At 66.1% G+C, this 18,131-nt stretch carries 18 protein-coding genes; 11 read left to right on the top strand and 7 right to left on the bottom strand.

The features are described from left to right. Nucleotide 1: 1 nt before the first annotated feature. Entirely contained in the window at nucleotides 2–784 is a 783-nt protein-coding gene (locus I8N54_RS02735) for an IclR family transcriptional regulator (RefSeq protein ID WP_140194038.1), read from the top strand. Between the two features lie 11 nt (nucleotides 785–795). Here the strand turns inward: I8N54_RS02735 and I8N54_RS02730 are convergent, their stop codons facing one another. Further along, entirely contained in the window at nucleotides 796–1,218 is a 423-nt protein-coding gene (locus I8N54_RS02730) for a VOC family protein (RefSeq protein WP_140194039.1), read from the bottom strand. Between the two features lie 23 nt (nucleotides 1,219–1,241). After that, the gene (locus tag I8N54_RS02725; RefSeq protein ID WP_197097527.1) at nucleotides 1,242–2,312 is read right to left on the bottom strand and encodes a LacI family DNA-binding transcriptional regulator; all 1,071 of its coding nucleotides are present in this window, start codon (nucleotides 2,310–2,312) and stop codon (nucleotides 1,242–1,244) included. 189 nt (nucleotides 2,313–2,501) lie between these two features. On the opposite strand from I8N54_RS02725, the gene I8N54_RS02720 reads away from it, so the two are divergent. The 6 genes from I8N54_RS02720 (at nucleotide 2,502) to I8N54_RS02695 (ending at nucleotide 8,118) form a co-directional block, all read left to right on the top strand. Next, nucleotides 2,502–3,398 (top strand): carbohydrate ABC transporter permease, encoded by an 897-nt coding sequence (locus tag I8N54_RS02720; protein ID WP_140194041.1) that lies wholly within the window; start codon nucleotides 2,502–2,504, stop codon nucleotides 3,396–3,398. Continuing rightward, nucleotides 3,395–4,327: a carbohydrate ABC transporter permease gene (locus I8N54_RS02715; protein ID WP_140194042.1), complete on the top strand. Its 933-nt coding sequence runs from the start codon at nucleotides 3,395–3,397 to the stop codon at nucleotides 4,325–4,327. Before I8N54_RS02720 ends, I8N54_RS02715 begins: the two co-directional genes overlap by 4 nt. 83 nt (nucleotides 4,328–4,410) lie before the next feature. Then, on the top strand, nucleotides 4,411–5,658 hold the full coding sequence (locus I8N54_RS02710) for an ABC transporter substrate-binding protein (protein ID WP_140194043.1): 1,248 nt from the start codon (nucleotides 4,411–4,413) through the stop codon (nucleotides 5,656–5,658). Nucleotides 5,659–5,688: 30 nt separating this feature from the next. Further along, the gene (locus I8N54_RS02705) at nucleotides 5,689–6,162 is read left to right on the top strand and encodes a VOC family protein (protein ID WP_140194044.1); all 474 of its coding nucleotides are present in this window, start codon (nucleotides 5,689–5,691) and stop codon (nucleotides 6,160–6,162) included. Next, the gene (locus I8N54_RS02700; RefSeq protein WP_140194045.1) at nucleotides 6,159–7,004 is read left to right on the top strand and encodes a sugar phosphate isomerase/epimerase family protein; all 846 of its coding nucleotides are present in this window, start codon (nucleotides 6,159–6,161) and stop codon (nucleotides 7,002–7,004) included. The genes I8N54_RS02705 and I8N54_RS02700 overlap by 4 nt, the downstream gene beginning before the upstream one ends. Before the next feature lie 25 nt (nucleotides 7,005–7,029). Continuing rightward, on the top strand, nucleotides 7,030–8,118 hold the full coding sequence (locus tag I8N54_RS02695; protein ID WP_140194046.1) for an ABC transporter ATP-binding protein: 1,089 nt from the start codon (nucleotides 7,030–7,032) through the stop codon (nucleotides 8,116–8,118). Between the two features lie 40 nt (nucleotides 8,119–8,158). On the opposite strand, the gene I8N54_RS02690 is transcribed toward I8N54_RS02695, so the two are convergent. Then, the gene (locus I8N54_RS02690; RefSeq protein WP_140194047.1) at nucleotides 8,159–8,884 is read right to left on the bottom strand and encodes a hypothetical protein; all 726 of its coding nucleotides are present in this window, start codon (nucleotides 8,882–8,884) and stop codon (nucleotides 8,159–8,161) included. Nucleotides 8,885–9,071: 187 nt separating this feature from the next. Between I8N54_RS02690 and I8N54_RS02685 the strand changes: the two genes are divergently transcribed. Further along, on the top strand, nucleotides 9,072–12,398 hold the full coding sequence (locus I8N54_RS02685; RefSeq protein WP_140194048.1) for a chemotaxis protein CheB: 3,327 nt from the start codon (nucleotides 9,072–9,074) through the stop codon (nucleotides 12,396–12,398). A 3-nt stretch (nucleotides 12,399–12,401) separates the two neighbouring features. On the opposite strand, the gene I8N54_RS02680 is transcribed toward I8N54_RS02685, so the two are convergent. Further along, complete coding sequence (locus tag I8N54_RS02680; RefSeq protein ID WP_140195642.1) at nucleotides 12,402–12,926, bottom strand: GNAT family N-acetyltransferase; 525 nt, start codon at nucleotides 12,924–12,926, stop codon at nucleotides 12,402–12,404. A gap of 129 nt (nucleotides 12,927–13,055) precedes the next feature. Further along, nucleotides 13,056–14,153: a redox-regulated ATPase YchF gene (gene ychF / locus I8N54_RS02675; RefSeq protein ID WP_140194049.1), complete on the bottom strand. Its 1,098-nt coding sequence runs from the start codon at nucleotides 14,151–14,153 to the stop codon at nucleotides 13,056–13,058. Nucleotides 14,154–14,263: 110 nt separating this feature from the next. Between ychF and I8N54_RS02670 the strand changes: the two genes are divergently transcribed. Beyond that, entirely contained in the window at nucleotides 14,264–14,683 is a 420-nt protein-coding gene (locus tag I8N54_RS02670) for a VOC family protein (protein WP_140194050.1), read from the top strand. Nucleotides 14,684–14,686: 3 nt separating this feature from the next. Here I8N54_RS02670 and I8N54_RS02665 read toward each other — a convergent pair whose 3' ends face one another. Then, nucleotides 14,687–15,100 carry a DUF1801 domain-containing protein gene (locus I8N54_RS02665; RefSeq protein ID WP_197097528.1) on the bottom strand — a complete coding sequence of 138 codons (414 nt, stop codon included), beginning with the start codon at nucleotides 15,098–15,100 and terminating at the stop codon, nucleotides 14,687–14,689. A gap of 150 nt (nucleotides 15,101–15,250) precedes the next feature. On the opposite strand from I8N54_RS02665, the gene trpA reads away from it, so the two are divergent. Beyond that, nucleotides 15,251–16,042: a tryptophan synthase subunit alpha gene (trpA, locus tag I8N54_RS02660; RefSeq protein WP_140194051.1), complete on the top strand. Its 792-nt coding sequence runs from the start codon at nucleotides 15,251–15,253 to the stop codon at nucleotides 16,040–16,042. Nucleotides 16,043–16,046: 4 nt separating this feature from the next. Here trpA and I8N54_RS02655 read toward each other — a convergent pair whose 3' ends face one another. After that, on the bottom strand, nucleotides 16,047–16,940 hold the full coding sequence (locus I8N54_RS02655; protein WP_197097529.1) for an AraC family transcriptional regulator: 894 nt from the start codon (nucleotides 16,938–16,940) through the stop codon (nucleotides 16,047–16,049). Nucleotides 16,941–17,093: 153 nt separating this feature from the next. On the opposite strand from I8N54_RS02655, the gene I8N54_RS02650 reads away from it, so the two are divergent. Continuing rightward, nucleotides 17,094–18,116 (top strand): aldo/keto reductase, encoded by a 1,023-nt coding sequence (locus I8N54_RS02650; RefSeq protein WP_140194053.1) that lies wholly within the window; start codon nucleotides 17,094–17,096, stop codon nucleotides 18,114–18,116. The last annotated feature ends 15 nt before the right edge of the window (nucleotides 18,117–18,131 follow it).

Genomic DNA, 18,131 nt, shown 5'->3' with positions numbered 1-18,131 from the left:
CATGCGAGATCAGGCGGTCGAGCCGAACGAGAAATACTCCGTCCCCGTCATCGACCGGATGATGGAAATCTTCGGGGAACTGGAGAAGCGCGAGGAAGGGCTGTCGATCACGGCGCTGACCGAAGCGCTGCGTCAGCCGCGCACGACGATCTACCGGATTCTGAACACCCTGACCCGGCACGGCATGGTCAGCCGCGACGACAAGGGGCGCTACACGCTCGGCACGCAGTTGCTGGTCCTCGCCTCCCGCGTGGCGGACACGCGGAGCGAGGCACTCGTCGGGCGCGCGCAGCCCGTCCTCGACCGGTTGGCGGAGACGACCGGCGAAGGGGTGAAGCTCTCGGTCGTGGACGCGCAGGGCGTGCTCGTGCTCGCCACGGCGCAGGGTCGGCGGCAATATGCGCTGACGGTCACGCCGGGCCAGCGCATTCCGATCCACGTGGGCGCGGCGGGCAAACTGTTGCTGGCGAACATGAGGCCGGCGGAGCGCGAGACGTGGATCGGCGTGCCCGATCTTCACCGCTTCACCGACGTGACCCTGACCGACCGCGCCGACATCGATGCCGAGCTCGACCGCATCCAGAAGCAGGGGTGGGCCGTGGACCGGGGCGAACATTCCGCGTCGATCAACGCGGTCGCCGCGCCGGTCCGCGACCGGGACGGCGCGCTTGCCGGTGTCATCAGCATCCCCTTCCTCGCGGGCCAGCCGGAGGAGCGCATCGCGCTGCTGCGCGATGCGGTCATCGGCGCGGCGGAGGCCCTCTCCGCCGCGCTGGCAGGCTGAGGCGGACACCTCTACCAATCGGCTTCGCGATCGCCACCGGCGAACTGGGCACTGGCGTCGGTGTACTGGAACAGCTCGATCTTCACGCCGTTCGGGTCATCGATCCAGGCCTGCCAGGTCTCGTCGCAGGCCTTGCGGGCCTCGGTCGGCTCCGTCCCTGCCGCGCGGATGTGGGCCACCGCTTCCTGCAGGTCCTCGACCTCGAGACAGATGTGGTTGATCTGGTTCTTGCCGTCGTAGGTGGCCGAGGTGTTCTCGAACACCTCGATGAAGGTGCGGTTGCCCGCGTCGAGGTAGAAGCCGAAGATCCGGCCCTCGCGGGTGAAGTTGAAGACCGTCTTCATGCCGAGCGTATCCTCGTAGAAGCGGCGGGTCTCTTCGACGTCGCGCGCGAAGATGCAGACGTGGGCGACCTGTTTCATCCTGATGGTCATGGAATTCTCCTTTTGGGTGATTTTCAGTTCATTGAGCGTTGGCGGCGGCTGCTGTCGCGAACGATCAGCCGTGGCGCCACGAGTGTCACGGTCGGCGGCGGCTTGAGGCCAGGCGCGTCGATCAGGGTCATGAGCCGCCCGATGGCGAGTTCCGCGATATGGCCGATGTCGAAGTCCACGCTGGTGAGCGGGGTCGGCATGAACTCCGACAGCGCGATATTGTCGAACCCGACGAGCGCGACGTCGGAGGGAATGCGCAGCCCGTTGAGATGGCACCAGTGCTGCGCCCCGATGGCGAGGTAATCGCTGGCGAGGAACACGGCGTCGGGCCGCTCTGGCCCTGTCATCAGCCGCTCCATCGCCGAGAAGCCGCCGGCGGGGCTGTGGGTCTCCGGGGTGGCGCGCAGCGCTTCGTCGAACGACAGACCCGCGTCACGGAGCCCGGCGCGCACGCCGTTCAGCTTGTCGGCATTGCCGTCTTGCCCGTCACCGTCGACCACGCCGATGCGACGGTAGCCCTCCTCGACCAGATGGATCGCGGCCATCCGGGCGCCGGCGAACTCGTCCGCCGCGACGAGGTCGGCGCCCCCCTCCCCCCCCGGTGTGACGAGCACGATCGGAAACCCGGCGCGGCGCATTTCCTCGGCATGGGGCCAGTTCCGCTGCGGCCGGGTCGGGTAGACGAGCGCTCCGTCGAGCTGCCGCGTGCGGAACATGCGGATCGCCTCGACCTCTGCCGCGACGCTGTCGCTGGAGGAGGCGAAGAGCATCGAATAGCCCTTCGCGCGCAATTGCGACTCGATCACCTTCGAGGTCTCGGTCAGCACCGGGTTCGAGATGTCCGACAGAACGACTCCGATGGTCCGGGTCCGGCGGCTGGTGAGCGCCCGTGCCACATGGTTGGGCACGTAGTCCATGTCCTCGGCCACGCCCCGGATATAGTCGCGCGTCTTCTCCGGGATGCGCGGATTGCCCCGCATGGCGAGCGACACCGTGTTCTTGGAAAAGCCCGTGCGCGCGGCGATGTCGGACAGCCGGATCGGCCCGCCCGCCCCGGCAGGACCGGGTCGCCGCTTTGTCTCCTCCCCGTCCAAGTGCCCGGACCTCCGTTCGCAAGGCGCTCCTGAGCGCATGTAGCGCTTGCCGGCAAGAATACAGAAGCGCCGGTGAAAAACTATATATGAATTTTGATTGACCAAATGGGAAGAATCGGATTGCATTACCGGTAATGCAGCCCGACAGCACGAGGAGGTGCCGTGTCGGGTGGCAGTCGGGAGGACCCAATGAGGTTACGGCACAGCACGCTGATGCCGCAGGTGGCACTCGCCCCCGCGGTCGCGATCACATTCGTCGCCTTCATCGGCTCGATCTTGTGGACGGTTTACCTGTCCTTCACGCGCAGCCGCCGCTTCCCCGAATACGCGATCGACACGGAGAACCTGTTCCGCCAGTACGGCAGGCTCTTCGGCGACGACGCCTTCATCACCTCGCTGAAGAACCTCGTGATCCTCGGACTCGGCTCGACGCTGGCGATCGGCTTCGGCTTCATCCTCGCCTGCCTGATCGACCGGGAACGGCGCGGACAGGGCTTCTTCCGAACGGTTTTCCTCTATCCGCTGGCGATCTCGCTGATCGTGACCGGCGTCGCATGGCGCTGGCTGTTCGACCCGCAGCTCGGGATGCAGGCGGCGTTGCACGACTGGGGGCTGACGTGGGTGCGGCTCGATTGGCTCGCCCGGTCGGAGACGGCGATGTACGGCATCATCCTCGCCTCCGTCTGGCAGGGCGCGGGCTTCTACATGGCGCTGATGCTGGCGGGACTGAAATCGATCAATGACGAGATCTGGAAGGCCGCGCGGCTCGACGGGATCGGCGTCTGGCAGTTCTATACGCGCATCGTCATCCCGATGATGAAGTTCACCTTCCTGACCTGCGCGATCCTGATGTCGCTCGGCGTGGTGAAGGCCTACGACATCGTCGTCGCGATGACGAACGGCGGGCCCGGGCAGTCCACCTTCGTCCCGGCCTACTTCACGATCAACGCCTACTGGCAGAAATCGAACCTCGGCTACGCCAGCGCAGCGGCCACGATCATGCTGCTCATCACGCTCGCCTTCTTCCTGCCGATGGTGATCTTCGCCGCCCGTCGCCGCCGCCGCGCCGAGGAGTCCGTGACATGACCATGAACGTGAACGCCGCCGCCGCGGGTGGCCAGCTCGAGGATGAATACCTGGCCGAGGTGCCTCTCCGGAAGGAACGCCGCATCCGGGGCCGGTCGATCGCGGTGATCGCGTTCCTCACCTTCTGCGCGGCCTTCTTCTGCCTGCCGCTCTATGTGATTCTCGTGACGTCGTTCAAAACGCTCGATCAAATCCGGCTGGGCGACATCTTCTCGTTGCCGACGGAATGGACGATCGAGCCCTGGATCACGGCGTGGAACAGCGCCTGCTCGGGCATCACCTGCGACGGGCTGAAGGTCGGCTTCGTCAACTCGCTCGCCATCCTGTTTCCGTCGCTGGTGCTATCCATCGTGCTTTCCAGCGTGACGGGCTACGCGCTGGCACTGTGGAATGTCCGGTGGGCGGGGCCGTTCCTGTTCCTGCTCTTCATGTGCGCCTTCATCCCGTTCCAGATCGTGATGATCCCGCTCATCATCCTGACGGGGATGTTCGGCATCTACGGCACTGTCTGGGGCATCGCAGTGGTCCACGCGATCACGTCTCTGCCGCTGCTGACGCTGATCTTCCGGAACTACTACAAGGATATCCCGCGCGAGATCATGCAGGCGGCGGTGATGGATTCCGGCCGCTTCTGGCAGATCTTCTTCCGCATCATCGTGCCCATGTCGGGCAATATCCTGATCGTCGTGCTGATCCTGATGATCACCAACATCTGGAACGACTTCCTGATCGGGCTGACCTTCGGCGGGCTCGGCACGCAGCCGATGACCGTCATCCTCGCCAACGTGGTCATCACCACCACGGGCGAGACCCTCTACAACGAGAACATGGCCGCGGCGCTTCTGACCGCGATCCCGCCTCTCGTCATCTACTTCCTGCTCGGCCGTTTCTTCGTCCAGGGCATCACCGCCGGCGCGATCAAGGGGTGATGGCGCCGACGCTCCGCAGGGAGACAAAAGACCGGCCGACGCGGCCGGAGAAACGGCGGCCCCGCCGCCAAAGGGAGGACAGAATGAAACACCTGAGAAACACCGTCGCGGCCGGTCTCGCCGTGGCTCTCGCCAGCGGCGCCGCCGCGCAGGACGACGAGCTTGTCATCTATCACGGCTGGTCCACGCCGGCCGAGGTCTCGGCCCTTCAGGTCCTGCGGGACGCCCTCGCAGAGCAGGGCATCGCCTGGAAGGACATGGCGATCCCGCACAACTCCGGCGTCAACGTCAGCCTCGTGAACATGGTCACGGGCGGCAACCCGCCCAACGCCTTCGTCGAGAGCAACCCCGGCGTCTATCGCGACTTGGCGGCGCGGGACCTGTCGCTCGACCTGACCGATCTCTACGAGAGCGAAGGCATCGCCGAGAACCTCGCTCCCATCGTGCGAGAACTCAGCATGGTGGACGGCAAGTTCGTCAAAGTGCCCGTCGCACTGCACATCGACGGCATGGTCTACTGGAACATGGACGTCGCTGAGGAAGCCGGCGTCGATCCAGCGTCCTGGACCTCCGTGGACGAGATGTTCGCCGACTTCGACAAGGTCGAGGAGGCTGGCTTCATCCCCGCTGCCGTCGGCAGCCAGGCCTTCCAGGTCGGCTACCTGACCCACGCGCTGACCGCCGCGATGGCAGGGCCCGACATCTACAACCGCATCTACGGCGCGGAGCCCGACATCACCGCGTTCGAGACGGAGGAGTTCGCGGACGTCGTGGCCGCCGTGCGCAAGATGTCCGAATACGCTGGTCCCGAAACCCAGAACCGCCCGTGGAACGAGACCACCAACCAGGTCATCAACGGCGACGCCCTGCTGCACATCATGGGTGACTGGATGAAGGGCGAGTGGAAGGCCGCCGGCAAGGAACCGGGTGTCGACTTCGGCTGCATCCCGATCCCCGGCGCTCTGGCGGTGCCTGTCACGTCCGACGCTTTCGGGCTTCTCGGCGGGCAGGACGAGGCGACGACCGAGGCGGAACTGACCTTCGCGGCGACGACGCTGTCGCCCGAGATCTCCGGTGCCTTCGCGGCGAACAAGGGCGCCACGCCAGCGCGGACCGATGCGCCGGCCGACCTGCTCGACGAGTGCAACATCGTGGTTCAGGACCTGCTCGCCGTCGATGGCGGTGCGGTGCAGAACCCGTTCAACATCTCCGACAGCGACTGGCACCAGGCCATCTGGGCGGTGATGTTCGACTTCTGGAGCAACCCGGACATGACGACCGAAGACGTCGTGGCCGACCTCCAGGATGAATACGACGCGATCTTCTACTGATCGCAATCAAGGCTGAAAGGACCCTCCGGGATGGATGACCGCATGCTCGACTTCGACGAAGTGCTGCAAGTCTGCTTCGTCACCGACGACCTCGACCGCTCGATCGCCTGGTTCGGCGATTTGACGGGAAAGGAGCCGGTGCATGTCGGCAAGACCGCGACCTCCAACCCGGAGACCGACATCTACGAGGGCGGGCCGGGCCGGTTCACCTACCGGCTCGCCCTCTTCCGCTTCGGCAATATCGACCTCGAATTCCTCGAGCCGGGACCGGAGCCGAGCACGTGGCGCGATGAGCTTGAGGCCAACGGCCCCTGCTTTCACCACCTCGGCATCCGCACCCGCGACATGCAGCGCCGCGCCGCCCACATGGAAGAGAAGGGACTCCCCCTGATCCAGTCGGGCGAGTTCGACGGCGGCGGCGGGCGCTACGCCTACTTCAACGGCAAGCCTGCAATGGGCGCGATCCTCGAGTTGCTCGAGTGGGACAAGGACAAGACGCCATGATCCGTCTCGGCGGTCATGGCCTGCCGGTCGCACCGGACGACGACCCTGCGCGGTTCGCCGCGGCGCACCGCGCATTCGGTTATGCTGCGGCCTACTGCCCGCCAGTAGACCTGGCCGACACCGACCGCCTGCGCGCGATCGAGACGGCCTTCGCGGAGGCCGACGTCACGATCGCGGAAATCGGCATCTGGCGGAACCTCACCGCGATCGAGGACGACCGCCGCGCCGCTCACCTCGCCCGCGCGAAGGAGTGCCTCGTCATCGCGGACGAAGTGGGCGCGGGCTGTGCCGTCAGCTACATCGGCACATTCGCCCCTGACAGCGACTATGCCCCCCACCCGGACAACCTCGAACAACGCGGCTTCGATGCCTGCGTCGAGACGGTGCGAGAGATCATCGACGCCGTGCAGCCGAAGCGCGCGAAGTTCGCGCTGGAGATGATGCAGTATGCGCTGCCCGACAGCGTCGACAGCTACCTCGAGCTGATCGCCGCCATCGACCGGCCCGCCTTTGCCGTTCACCTCGACCCGGTGAACCTGATCATGACGCCCCGTCGCTACTGGAACAGCGGCGCTTTCCTGAACGACTGTTTCGTACGGCTCGGCCCGCACATCGTGAGCTGCCACGCCAAGGACATCACGCTGCACCACCAGGCCGCGCTGCATCTCGACGAATGCATGATCGGCGACGGAGCGCTCGACTACGCCGCGTTCCTGCGCGGGCTCGATGCCCTGCCGCAGGACGTGCCGCTGATGCTCGAACATCTCGACCACGACGACTACGCCATCGCCCGCGACCGCGTGAAAGCCGCCGGACGCGACGCCGGCGTCGATTTCCGCTGACGCCCGACAGGAAGAGGACAGACCCATGCCCCAAGTCGAATTTCGCAGGATCCTCAAGAAATACGGCGGGTTGACCGTGATGCGCGACCTGAGCCTTCAGGTCGACGACGGCGACTTCCTCGTGCTGCTCGGACCGTCGGGCTGTGGCAAGACCACGCTGCTGAACATGCTGGCCGGGCTGGAGAGCGTCACCGCCGGCTCGATCCACGTCGGCGGCCGCGACATCACCGACCTCGACCCGAAGGACCGGGGTCTGGCGATGGTGTTCCAGTCCTACGCGCTCTACCCCACGCTCACGGTGCGCGGGAACCTCGAGTTCGGCCTCGCCGCGCGGCGGCTGCCGAAGGACGAGATGAAGAAGCGTGTCGACTGGGCGGCGAAGCTGTTGCAGATCGAACCGCTGATGAACCGCAAACCCGGGCAATTGTCCGGCGGCCAGCGTCAGCGTGTCGCCATCGGCCGGGCACTCGTGAAGCAGGTCGAGCTGTTCCTCTTCGACGAGCCGCTCTCCAACCTCGACGCGCAGCTGCGCACCGAGATGCGGATCGAGATCAAGCGCCTGCACGACGAGCTTCGCTCGACCATGGTCTACGTCACCCACGACCAGATCGAGGCGATGACGATGGCGACCAAGATCGCGGTGATGAACGGCGGAGTGATCCAGCAGTTCGGCACGCCCGACGAGGTCTACGAGAATCCGGCGAACCTCTTCGTGGCGAAGTTCATCGGCGCACCGGCCATGAACCTCGCCGAGGCACGGATCGAGGCCGGCGAGAGCGGCGGCCCCGTGGCGCGGATGCAGGACGGTCACGCCGTCGACCTGTCCGGTTACCGATTCGCGCGAGAACCGGAGCGGGGACATTCGATCCGGCTCGGCCTGCGGCCCGAACATTTCCGCATCGCCACCGGTGATGCCGGAATGTTCTACGAAGTGGAATCGACCGAACGGACCGGAAGCGACGCGACGGTGTTCTGCAGGGCGCCCGGCGACATCTGGGCCGTGCGGACCGAACCCGCGACGGCACGCGGCATCACGCCCGGCTCACGCATCGCGCTGGATTATCCCGCCGCCGAAGCCCACGTCTTCGACGCCGAAAGCGGGCTGCGGCTCTAGCGCGATCGTCGGACACCGTGCGTAATCGCGCCCGGTCGCCTCACCAGAGGAATGGCGGTATCGCGGTGTCGTCGTTCTCCGCCAGCAGGACGTCTTCGCCGTCGATCAGCTCCATCAGGTCCGTGCTGAGACGGGAGGCCGAGTCCGGCGTCCCCTTCGAGACGGTCCGGGACAGGATCAGGTAGTGCAGCTGAAGCTGCCCGATCTTCTCGCGAAGCTGGTCGAGCAGTTCGACCATTCGCGACACCTGGATCCGGTCGAGCTCTTCACCGCTCAAACGGTTGGTCTCGAGAAATTCTGACAGGTTGAAGAGTGGCAGCATCGCCCCCTCGACAGTCCGGAAAGCGAGATCCTCGAGCTGGCTGCGCAGGGGGTTGGCGATCCTCACCGAAGCGTCGAACAGCCCCATGACCTGCCCGTAGAAGCGATTGAATCGCAGCACATGAACCCGGCCGAGCGTCGGACGGTGCGACACGATCAGACGCGGCTCCGCCAAGAGCAGATCGCGCAGAACGATCCGCTCGTCCGGAAAGCTCCACATGCCGCGTTCCTCGCCCGCGCGATCGAGAAACTGTCGGACCTCTCGCGCGGCGCGGTCCTTCAGGGTGGTCCCGAGCGGACGCGCGTCGTTGAACGACACGGCAATCCGCGCATCCCCGTCCACGACGTTGAGGGACTGCAGGTGAAAATCGTCCGCGACAGGACGGAACGTGATCGACACGCTCGGAATCGTCGGTTCGCTGCGGCTGTCCGCCGGCTGTGACATCCGGATACCTCTAGAGCTCGCCCTGAATCTCGCCCGAAAATAGTTGAGAAAAGGTTAACGGCGCGACTGTGGTCTTCACACCTCGTCGCTTTGCCTTGCGGAGTACAGCAATCGAGAAAACTGCTTCACCATAATGGCCGGACACTCTACTTTACCGTGCAAGATCGGGGGAGTTGAAACGGTAACGATGGCTGAGGTTACGGGCAGTCAGAACGACGGTGAGGAGCGCGCGAGCCCCCCTCACGAATTGCGTTTCGTCGGGATTGCGGCATCTGCCGGGGGACTCGAAGCCGCATCATTGCTGGTGCAGAACCTGCCGAGGGAAGCGCACGCGGTCTATGTGATCGCGCAGCACATGTCCCCGACTCACAAGAGCCTGCTGACCACGCTCATCTCTCACGAGACGCGGCTGCCGGGGGTCGAACTCAGTGACGACACCGATCCGGCCCCGGATACCATCTACGTCACGCCGCCGAACACCGACGTCACGCTCGAGAACGGTCGGCTGCGCCTGCGCAACCCGAGCGGCCACCCCGCGACGCCGAAACCATCCGCCGACCGCCTGTTCAAGAGCCTCGCCTCCGACTGCGGCGAGAACTGCGTCGGCGTCGTGCTGTCGGGCACCGGAAGCGACGGCAGCTACGGCGTCCAGTCGATCCGCGAGGCCGGCGGCATCACCATCGCGCAGGATCCGGGCAGCGCGAAATACAACGGGATGCCCGCCTCCGCGATCGAGACGGGCTGCGTCGATCTCACCCTGACGCCGGAACAGATCGGCGAGCACCTCGAGAAAATTCTTGCCGATCCGCGCGACTTCGAAGCGCTGCGCCGGCTGAACGAACAGCCGAGCCGGATCTCTGACCTGCTCCAGATCCTCTATGCCCGGACCCGCGTCGATTTCCGCGAATACAAGGAAAACACGATCAATCGCCGCATCGCGCGGCGGATGACGGCGCTCGGCATCGAGGTCTACGAAGATTACGTCGAATATTGCCGCGCCTCGGAAGAGGAGCTCGACGCGCTCTACCGCGACCTGCTGATCTCGGTCACCCGCTTCTTTCGCGACTCCGAGCAGTTCCAGCAGCTGAAGGCAGAGATCGCGACGCTGATCGAATCCCAGGACAGTCACCAGCTTCGGGTCTGGGTGGCAGGCTGCGCGACGGGGGAAGAGGCCTACTCCATCGCGATCCTCGTGGCCGAGGCGCTCGGCGGACCGGAGTTCCTGCAGAAGAGCCGCCTTCAGGTCTTCGCAACCGACATCGACGAACGCGCGCTGGAAGTGGCGCGGCGCGGCGTCTACCCGATCACCGCCGCGCAGGACATCCCCCGCGAATACCTCGACAAGTATTTCTCCATCAGCGCCGCCGACATCACGGTCACGAACGAGCTGCGCTCGGTCACGCTGTTCAGCAAGCACAACATTTTCCACGACCCGCCGTTCATCAAGGTCGACCTCGTCAGCCTTCGCAACCTGCTGATCTACTTCAACACGGCGCTTCAGGAGCGCGTGTTGAGCCGTATCCTCTATGCGCTCGGCCAGAACGGTCTGCTGTTCCTCGGCACGGCCGAAAGCGTCGGCAGCATGGACACCTGGTTCGAAAGCCGCTCCGGCTCGGACAAGATTTTCGCCAAACGCAGCGGCGGGCGGCGTCTCAATTACTCAGGCCTGTCCAGCAGCAGCCAGCCGCTCGGCACGCCGTCGCGGGCCGAGACCCGCTCCCGCGATGCGATCGCCAACCAGCCCAACGACCCGATGTTCGAAGCGCTCGCGCGCTCCGTCGCGCCGAATGGCTTCCTCGTCACGAGGGGCGGCGACATCGTCCGGGTGTTCGGCGACATAAGCCCCTTCGTCCGCGTGACGGAGCAGAGCGCATTGTCCCTCAACACCCGGCTTCTCGTCTCCGAATTCCGGGACGAGGCGACCAGCCTCATGGCCATCGCCACCAAGACGCGCGAGATGCGCTCGGGCCGCTGGCACGAGTTCGACACGCCGGGCGCGAACCGCGCACAGCTTCAGTGCTACCCGATCTACCGCCCCAACGGCGGCGAGGATTACTGCCTGTTCGCGATTCTGACCCGGCACGAGGTGAACGTCCGCACCGACCTCGACCAGCTCTCCGCGGATGAGCGGATCGCCTACGTCGCCCGCATCGAGTCCGAGATGCAGTCGACCCGCGAGGCGCTCCAGCAGACGGTGGAGGAGCTCCAGACCTCCAACGAGGAGCTCCAGTCGGTCAACGAGGAGATGCAGTCCACCAACGAGGAGCTTCAGGCCACCAACGAGGAGCTCGAGACCTCGAACGAGGAACTGCAGGCGACCAACGAGGAGCTGATTACCGTCAACGAGGAGATGCAGGTCAACACGGCGGAGCTGCAGCGTGTCTCGACGGAGCTGTCGGCGATCCTGTCGGGCTCGCCTTACGTCATGCTCGTTGTCGACCAGGCCCTGATGATCCGGCGCGCCTCGGACCGTGCGCTGCAACTGTTCGATATCGGACGCCTGCCCAGCGCCGGCTTTCACCTGTCGCAATGCTCGCTGCCCGGCGACTTCCCGGCGATCAGCCGGATTGCCAGCGAAGTCTTCACCATGCGCACCCCCCGGTCGATCACCGTCGACAGCGAGGACAGCATCTACACGATCAACTTCACGCCCTTCGCGGACAGTCTCGGCCAGCTCATCGGGCAGATGATCTCCGTCGTGGAGTTCGACATGCAGCCCTTCGAGACGATGTCGGAGATGGTGCACGTCGTCTCCGGCATCGGGAACTGGCGCTACAACATCCGTACCGGCAAGCTGACGTGGTCCCGCAAGGTCTTCGAGTTGCACGGCCTCGACTACCACGACGGCGAACCGGACGTCGAAGAAGCGATCGGCTTCTACACCGACGCCGACCGGCCGATGGTGCAGTCGGCGTTCGAAGATTGCCTGCGCACCGGCAAGCCCTTCTCCTTCGAGGCGAGCCTTGTCGCGAAGAGCGGGCTGATCCGACCGGTCGCCACGTCCGCCAGCCTCGTGCGCGATTCCCGGGGTGAGCCCGCCTATATCGTCGGCGTGTTCTACGACATGGCCGAGAAGATCGGGAACCGCATGCTGATCGCCAACCTCGAGCAGGTGCAAGACGAATTCGAGGTCGGCTTCTATTCCTACGACGTCGCCAACGATCAGCCTTACTGGTCGGCCGGCTTGCACCGCATCCTCGGCTACGATCCGGACACCCATGTGCCGAGCGTTCAGAGCGGCCTCGACATCATCCACCCCGATGAGCGGGAGATGGTGGGCGAGATGCTGAGCCGCTGCCTCTCCGACGCGGAGCCTTACGCCTATCGCGCGCGGATCCTCCGCGAGGGCGGCAGTGAGCTCTATTGCGAGGGGCGCGGCTACGCGCGGACCCGCGACGACGGCAAGGTCAGCCACGTCTACGGCAGTTTTAGAGTGCTCAGTGACGACGAAGCGGGCAACCGCAGGATCGGCCCGGTGGACATACTCGCCCTGCCCGACGGGCAGGAGGACTGACCCTCAGTCCGGCGGCGGCTGCTGGAGGAGGACCGGAAGTTCCGGCTCCGGTTCGGGCGGCGCATCCGCGGGATCGAGCTCAAGCTGCATCGTCGCCATGTCGCCGCTGCGGGACAGCTCTTCGTAGCCCGCGCTGACATAGAGCGCGTAGGCCGGTTCGTTGTCGATCTCCACCTTCAGCGAGATCGCCCGCGCGCCGAGGCCACGTGCCGCGTCTTCGGCCAGCCCGGCAAGCTGCGCGCCCGCGCCGCCCCGCGCCTCTTCTGCGACGAAGACATAGGTCAGGTGGCGGATCTCCGGGCCGACGCCGACCCGCAGCGCAAAGAAGCCAACCTCGCGGCCGTCCGGATCGACGAGGTAGAACGACTCGTCATCGGCTTCGTTCAGCCAGCGTTCCTGCCATTCGAGCGGATCGAACGGATGTTTGGCGTTGGGATTGACGAGCGCGAGGTCGGCCTCGTCGAACAGCAGCCGCGCGAGCGGCGCGAGATCCCGCGCGTGGTTCGGTCTGACGTCGAGGTCGGTCATCGGCACTGGCCCTCCGGTCGAAAGGGTCATGCCTCACATATCGCGCGGGACGGATCAACCGGTCCGGCGGAAGACGCATCGCAGCGCCTCCAGCCGCCATGAAAGGTGACGGGCGCCTTCGAAGACGCCCTACCCGTTGTGCAGGAAGTGCAGGACGTCGCCGTCCTTGACCTCGTAGCTCTTGCCTTCGGCCCGCATCTTGCCGGCTTCCTTGGCGCCCTGCTCGCCTCCGAGCGAGACGTAATCCTCGTAGCCGATCGTCTCTGCCCGAATGAAGCCGCGCTCGAAGTCGCCGTGGATCACACCCGCAGCGCGCGGCGCCAGCGTGCCCTTTTGGATCGTCCAGGCGCGCGCCTCCTTGGGGCCGACCGTGAAGTAGGTCTGAAGGTGCAGAAGCTCGTAGCCGGCACGGATCAGGCGGTCGAGGCCCGGCTCCTCCAGCCCCATCTCGCCGAGGAACATCTCCTGCTCCTCCGGGTCGAGCTGGCTGATCTCTTCCTCGATCTTGGCCGAGATCACGACGTGGGCGTTGCCCTCCGCCGCCGCCATCTCCGCGACACGGGCAGATTGGGAATTGCCGGGGCCGGCATTCTCTTCCTCGACGTTGCAGACATAGAGAACCGGCTTCGTCGTCAGCAGCTGCAGCATGACCCACGCGCGGCGGTCTTCTTCGTCCACATCGACCGTGCGCGCGGGGCGGCCGTTCTCCAGCGCCTCCTGCGCGGCTTTCAGCAACCGCTCCTGCTGGACCGCCTCTTTGTCGCCGCCGCGCACCTTACGGACGATATTCTGCAGACGACGCTCGATGCTCTCGAGATCGGCGAGCATCAGCTCCGTCTCGATCGTCTCGGCGTCCGCGACCGGATCGACACGGCCCTCGACGTGGGTCACGTCGCCGTCTTCGAAGCAGCGCAGCACGTGGGCGATGGCATCGACCTCGCGGATGTTGGCAAGGAACTGGTTGCCGAGCCCCTCCCCCTTGGAGGCGCCCTTCACGAGGCCGGCGATGTCGACGAAGGTCATCCGTGTCGGCACGATCTGCGCGGATTTAGCGATCGCGGCCAGTTTGTCGAGCCGCGAATCCGGAACCGCGACCTCGCCCACGTTCGGCTCGATCGTACAGAACGGGAAGTTGGCGGCCTGTGCCGCGGCGGTCTTGGTCAGGGCATTGAAAAGAGTCGATTTGCCGACGTTCGGCAGGCCGACGATACCCATGCGAAAGCCCATGAGGGATACTCCATAATTGGATCGCCGAGCCTCATAGGCGCATCTCCGCTTCGCCGCAACCTTGGCCGTGCTAGCATCGCCGCGTCGACTCGCAGAGACAGGACATTTCCATGCAGCCTATCCCCTACATCTTCTTCAAGGACCAGTGCCGCGCGGCTTTCACCGCTTACGGCGAAATCTTCGGCGCGACACCGGAAATCATGGATTTCTCCGCCATGCCGGAGGAGGACCGCGCGCAGATGCCGGGCGCCGCACCCGACACGGTCATGCACGCCGCCCTCCCCGTCGGGTCCGGCTGGATCTACGGCTCGGACGATCCGACCGGCGAGACACCCGCCATGGCAGGCTGCAACGTCCATGTCGACTTCCCCGACGAGGCCGCGACCCGCAAGGCGTGGGACGCGCTCGCCGAGGGCGGCGAGATCCGGATGCCGCTGATGCCGACGTTCTGGACGCCGCTCTTCGGTGCGCTCACCGACCGGTTCGGCGTGCGCTGGATGATCAGCCTGACGGGCGACCAGCCGGGCTGAGGCTCAGCGCCAGCGAAAGTAGGTGAGGGTCAGGGCGATGCACGCCCCGACCTCCTGCGGCACCGCACCCGTCGTCGGCACCGCGACCAGCCGGTCGCCCCGACAATCGAGGCTGTCGCCAAACCTCTCCCGGAAGGTATCGACAAGCGTCGTCCGGCAATTCACGAACAGACCGCAGACGGCCTCGTCGCCCCGCACCGGCGCAATCCGCAGCGTGGTGCCGCTGCCGGTCGCCGCCGTGAGGTAGGCCGGCTCTCCCCACTTCAGCGTCTCAGTCAGCGGGCCGACGCCGTTCGTCCTCGCCGCCACGTCGAACGTCAGGGCCCGGAGGTCCAGCGCCCGCCGCCGCACTGCCGACGGCCAGGTCGCCATGACCGCCGCAATGTCGGCAGGCAGATCTTGGACAGTCTCGGTCATGTCCGCAGCCTGCCATCTCCCGGCGCCTCCGTCTGCTGACAAGTGCACCGCAACCCCGCCTTTCGGAAATGGCCCGCGCCAGGCCGCCGGGATATTGCTTTTCCGCCCCGCGTGCAGCACACCACCGCGACCGCAAGGCTGGAGGACGGGATGTCACGGATCGACGCCAAATTCGCAGAACTGAGGGCCGCCGGCCGCAAGGCCTTCGTCGCCTACGTGATGGGCGGCGATCCGGACTACGAGACGTCGCTCCAGATCGTCAAAGGCATGCCCGCCGCCGGTGTCGACGTCATCGAGCTCGGCGTGCCCTTCACCGACCCGATGGCCGACGGCCCGACGATCCAGCTCGCCGGCCAGCGCGCCCTCGCGGGCGGCCAGACCCTGCGCAAGACGCTCGACATGGTCCGCGCCCTGCGCGAGGAGGACGACACCACGCCGGTCGTGCTGATGGGCTACTACAACCCGATCTACTCGTTGGGCGTCGACAACTTCCTCGCCGCCGCGACCGAGGCCGGCGTCGACGGGCTCATCATCGTCGACCTGCCCCCCGAAGAGGACGACGAGCTCTGCATCCCGGCGCAGAAGGCGGGGCTGAACTTCGTCCGGCTCGCCACACCGACCACCGATGACAAGCGCCTGCCCAAGGTGCTCGAGAACACCAGCGGCTTCGTCTACTACGTCTCGATCACCGGCATCACCGGCGCCGCCGTCGCGCAGGCGACCGAGGTCGGCCCGGAAGTCGCGCGGATCAAGGCCGCCACCGACCTGCCCGTGATCGTCGGTTTCGGCATCAAGACCCCCGAGGCGGCCGAGGCCATCGCCTCCGTCGCGGACGGTTCGGTCGTCGGCTCCGCCATCGTGGAGAAAATCGCCTCGGGCCAGTCGGTGCCCGACGTGCTCGCCTTCGTCGAAAGCCTCGCCGCCGGCGCGCACCGCGCCTGAGCGGTCAGCCCGTGCCTGCAGCCATGGCGCGCAGTTCCGCGCCGTGCCGCCCCGGCGGCAGCCCGTAGAGAGATCGATAGTCCCGGCTGAACTGCGACGCGCTGCCGTAGCCGACGCGATAGCCAATGGCCGCGATGTCCCCCGGGGACAGCAGCAGCTCTCGCGCGATCTGCAACCGCACGCGCTTCTGGAACGTAACCGGCGACATGGTGGTCACCGCCTTGAAGCGTCGATGGAACGTCGGCACCGACATATGCGCCATCGCGGCGAGGTCGGCGACCCGGAGCGCTTCCGCATGGTGCACCCGGATGTAGGCGGCAACAGCCGAGATCCGCGCCTCGGTACTTTCGACGGCCCCGAAGTGGCGAAGCTGCGGCCCGAGCGGAGAGGTCAGCAGCCGCCACAGGATTTCGCGCCGGACCAACGGACCAAGCGCCGCCTCCTCCGCCGGGTCGTCGGACATCGCCATCAGGCGGCCGATCGCGGAGAGAAGCTCCGCCCCCGCCTGCGCCCGCCGGAACCGGCGGAGCGGTTCGGCAGGCGCGGCGCTGTCCGCGCCTTCGACCAGCAGCCCGGCGACCGCGTCGCGGTCGAGCTCCAGCCGCAGAGCGATGTACGGCCAGGCCGGAGTCGCGTCCCGGATCCGCGCCGAAACGGGTGAATCGCAGTTGATGAGCATCCCCTCGCCCGCCGCGATCGCCATCGGTTCGCCCGCGAAGACGCCCTCCTTGCGGCCGCGCAGCAGCAACAGCCAGGAGGGGTGATAGACGGTCGGCAGGATCCCGAGTTCGCGCTCGAAGCGGATGACGGTCAGCCCCGCGATACCGGGCACGCCGCCGGCCTGTGCCTTCCAGAGCCGGTCGGCCATCACGGCGAGTGTTTCGGGGTCGCTGGTCATGTCGATCGAAATAGGCGCTCGAAGTCCGCGCCGGAACGGATGGCGCCGCTCATTGATAGGATCGTGCAATAGCACGAGAGGATCGGTGTCGTCTCCCCTCCGCGCACCTCCCATCTCAGGCCCACGCACGACAACACTAGTGAGGGATGTCCCATGCAATACAGGAAACTCGGCAACAGCGGGCTTCGCGTCTCCGAACTCTGCCTCGGCACCATGACCTTCGGCGACAGCGGCCCGGACATGTGGAGCAAGGTCGGTACGCTCCAGACCAGCGACGCCAAGCCCATCGTGAAGGCCGCGCTCGACGCCGGGATCAACTTCATCGACACGGCGAACGTCTATTCCTTCGGTCACGCCGAAGAGGTGCTCGGCCAGTCCCTGAAGGAAATCGGCGTGCCCCGCGACGACGTGGTGATCGCCACCAAGGTCTTCGGCGCCATGGGCGACGGGATCAACAACAAGGGCGGTTCCCGCCGCCACATCCTCGCCCAGGCGGAGGACAGCCTGAAGCGGCTGCAGGTCGATCATATCGACCTCTACCAGCTGCACGGCTTCGATCCCGAGACGCCGATCGAAGAGACGCTGACAGCGCTCGACAACCTCGTGCAGCGCGGACTGGTCCGCTACATCGGCCTGTCCAACTGGGCCGCGTGGCAAGTCGTGAAGGCTGTCGGCATCGCCGAGCTGCGCCGACTGTCGCCGATCCTGTCGCTTCAGGCCTACTATTCGCTCGCCGGGCGCGATCTCGAACGCGACATCGTGCCGATGCTGCTGTCAGAGAACATCGGTCTCATGGTCTGGAGCCCGCTCGCCGGGGGCCTCCTGTCGGGCAAGTTCACCCGCGACGGCGGGGGCGAAGGCCGACGGGCCGACTTCGACTTTCCGCCAGTGAACCGGGAGCAGGTGTTCGACATCGTGGATGCGATGCGCCCGATCGCCGAAGCGCACGGCGCGTCGGTGCCGCAGGTCGCGCTGGCATGGCTCCTGCATCAGCCGGCGGTCACTTCGGTCATCGTGGGGGCCAAGAGTGTCGATCAGCTGACCGACAACATCGGAGCCTCGGGGCTCAGGCTGGGGGTCGAGGACCTTTCGGCCCTCGATGCCGTCTCGGCGCTCCAGCCCGAATATCCGGGCTGGATGCAGGCGCGGCAACAGACGTCGCCGCACACGCGCTGATCGTCAGGCGGGTCG

Origin of the sequence: Pelagovum pacificum, from assembly GCF_016134045.1 — a bacterium.
In the GTDB taxonomy this organism is placed as follows: domain Bacteria; phylum Pseudomonadota; class Alphaproteobacteria; order Rhodobacterales; family Rhodobacteraceae; genus Oceanicola; species Oceanicola pacificus_A.
This window is presented reverse-complemented; position numbering and strand designations above follow the sequence as displayed.

Excerpts from the sequence above, each read along its gene's own strand:
- I8N54_RS02720 (WP_140194041.1), top strand. The coding sequence starts at position 2,502 with ATGAGGTTACGGCACAGCACGCTGATGCCGCAGGTGGCACTCGCCCCC.
- I8N54_RS02680 (WP_140195642.1), bottom strand. The coding sequence starts at position 12,926 with ATGACCGACCTCGACGTCAGACCGAACCACGCGCGGGATCTCGCGCCG.
- I8N54_RS02715 (WP_140194042.1), top strand. The coding sequence starts at position 3,395 with ATGACCATGAACGTGAACGCCGCCGCCGCGGGTGGCCAGCTCGAGGAT.
- ychF (WP_140194049.1), bottom strand. The coding sequence starts at position 14,153 with ATGGGCTTTCGCATGGGTATCGTCGGCCTGCCGAACGTCGGCAAATCG.
- I8N54_RS02670 (WP_140194050.1), top strand. The coding sequence starts at position 14,264 with ATGCAGCCTATCCCCTACATCTTCTTCAAGGACCAGTGCCGCGCGGCT.
- I8N54_RS02710 (WP_140194043.1), top strand. The coding sequence starts at position 4,411 with ATGAAACACCTGAGAAACACCGTCGCGGCCGGTCTCGCCGTGGCTCTC.
- I8N54_RS02685 (WP_140194048.1), top strand. The coding sequence starts at position 9,072 with ATGGCTGAGGTTACGGGCAGTCAGAACGACGGTGAGGAGCGCGCGAGC.
- I8N54_RS02695 (WP_140194046.1), top strand. The coding sequence starts at position 7,030 with ATGCCCCAAGTCGAATTTCGCAGGATCCTCAAGAAATACGGCGGGTTG.
- I8N54_RS02655 (WP_197097529.1), bottom strand. The coding sequence starts at position 16,940 with ATGACCAGCGACCCCGAAACACTCGCCGTGATGGCCGACCGGCTCTGG.
- I8N54_RS02730 (WP_140194039.1), bottom strand. The coding sequence starts at position 1,218 with ATGACCATCAGGATGAAACAGGTCGCCCACGTCTGCATCTTCGCGCGC.
- I8N54_RS02690 (WP_140194047.1), bottom strand. The coding sequence starts at position 8,884 with ATGTCACAGCCGGCGGACAGCCGCAGCGAACCGACGATTCCGAGCGTG.
- trpA (WP_140194051.1), top strand. The coding sequence starts at position 15,251 with ATGTCACGGATCGACGCCAAATTCGCAGAACTGAGGGCCGCCGGCCGC.
- I8N54_RS02665 (WP_197097528.1), bottom strand. The coding sequence starts at position 15,100 with ATGACCGAGACTGTCCAAGATCTGCCTGCCGACATTGCGGCGGTCATG.
- I8N54_RS02700 (WP_140194045.1), top strand. The coding sequence starts at position 6,159 with ATGATCCGTCTCGGCGGTCATGGCCTGCCGGTCGCACCGGACGACGAC.
- I8N54_RS02705 (WP_140194044.1), top strand. The coding sequence starts at position 5,689 with ATGGATGACCGCATGCTCGACTTCGACGAAGTGCTGCAAGTCTGCTTC.
- I8N54_RS02735 (WP_140194038.1), top strand. The coding sequence starts at position 2 with ATGCGAGATCAGGCGGTCGAGCCGAACGAGAAATACTCCGTCCCCGTC.
- I8N54_RS02650 (WP_140194053.1), top strand. The coding sequence starts at position 17,094 with ATGCAATACAGGAAACTCGGCAACAGCGGGCTTCGCGTCTCCGAACTC.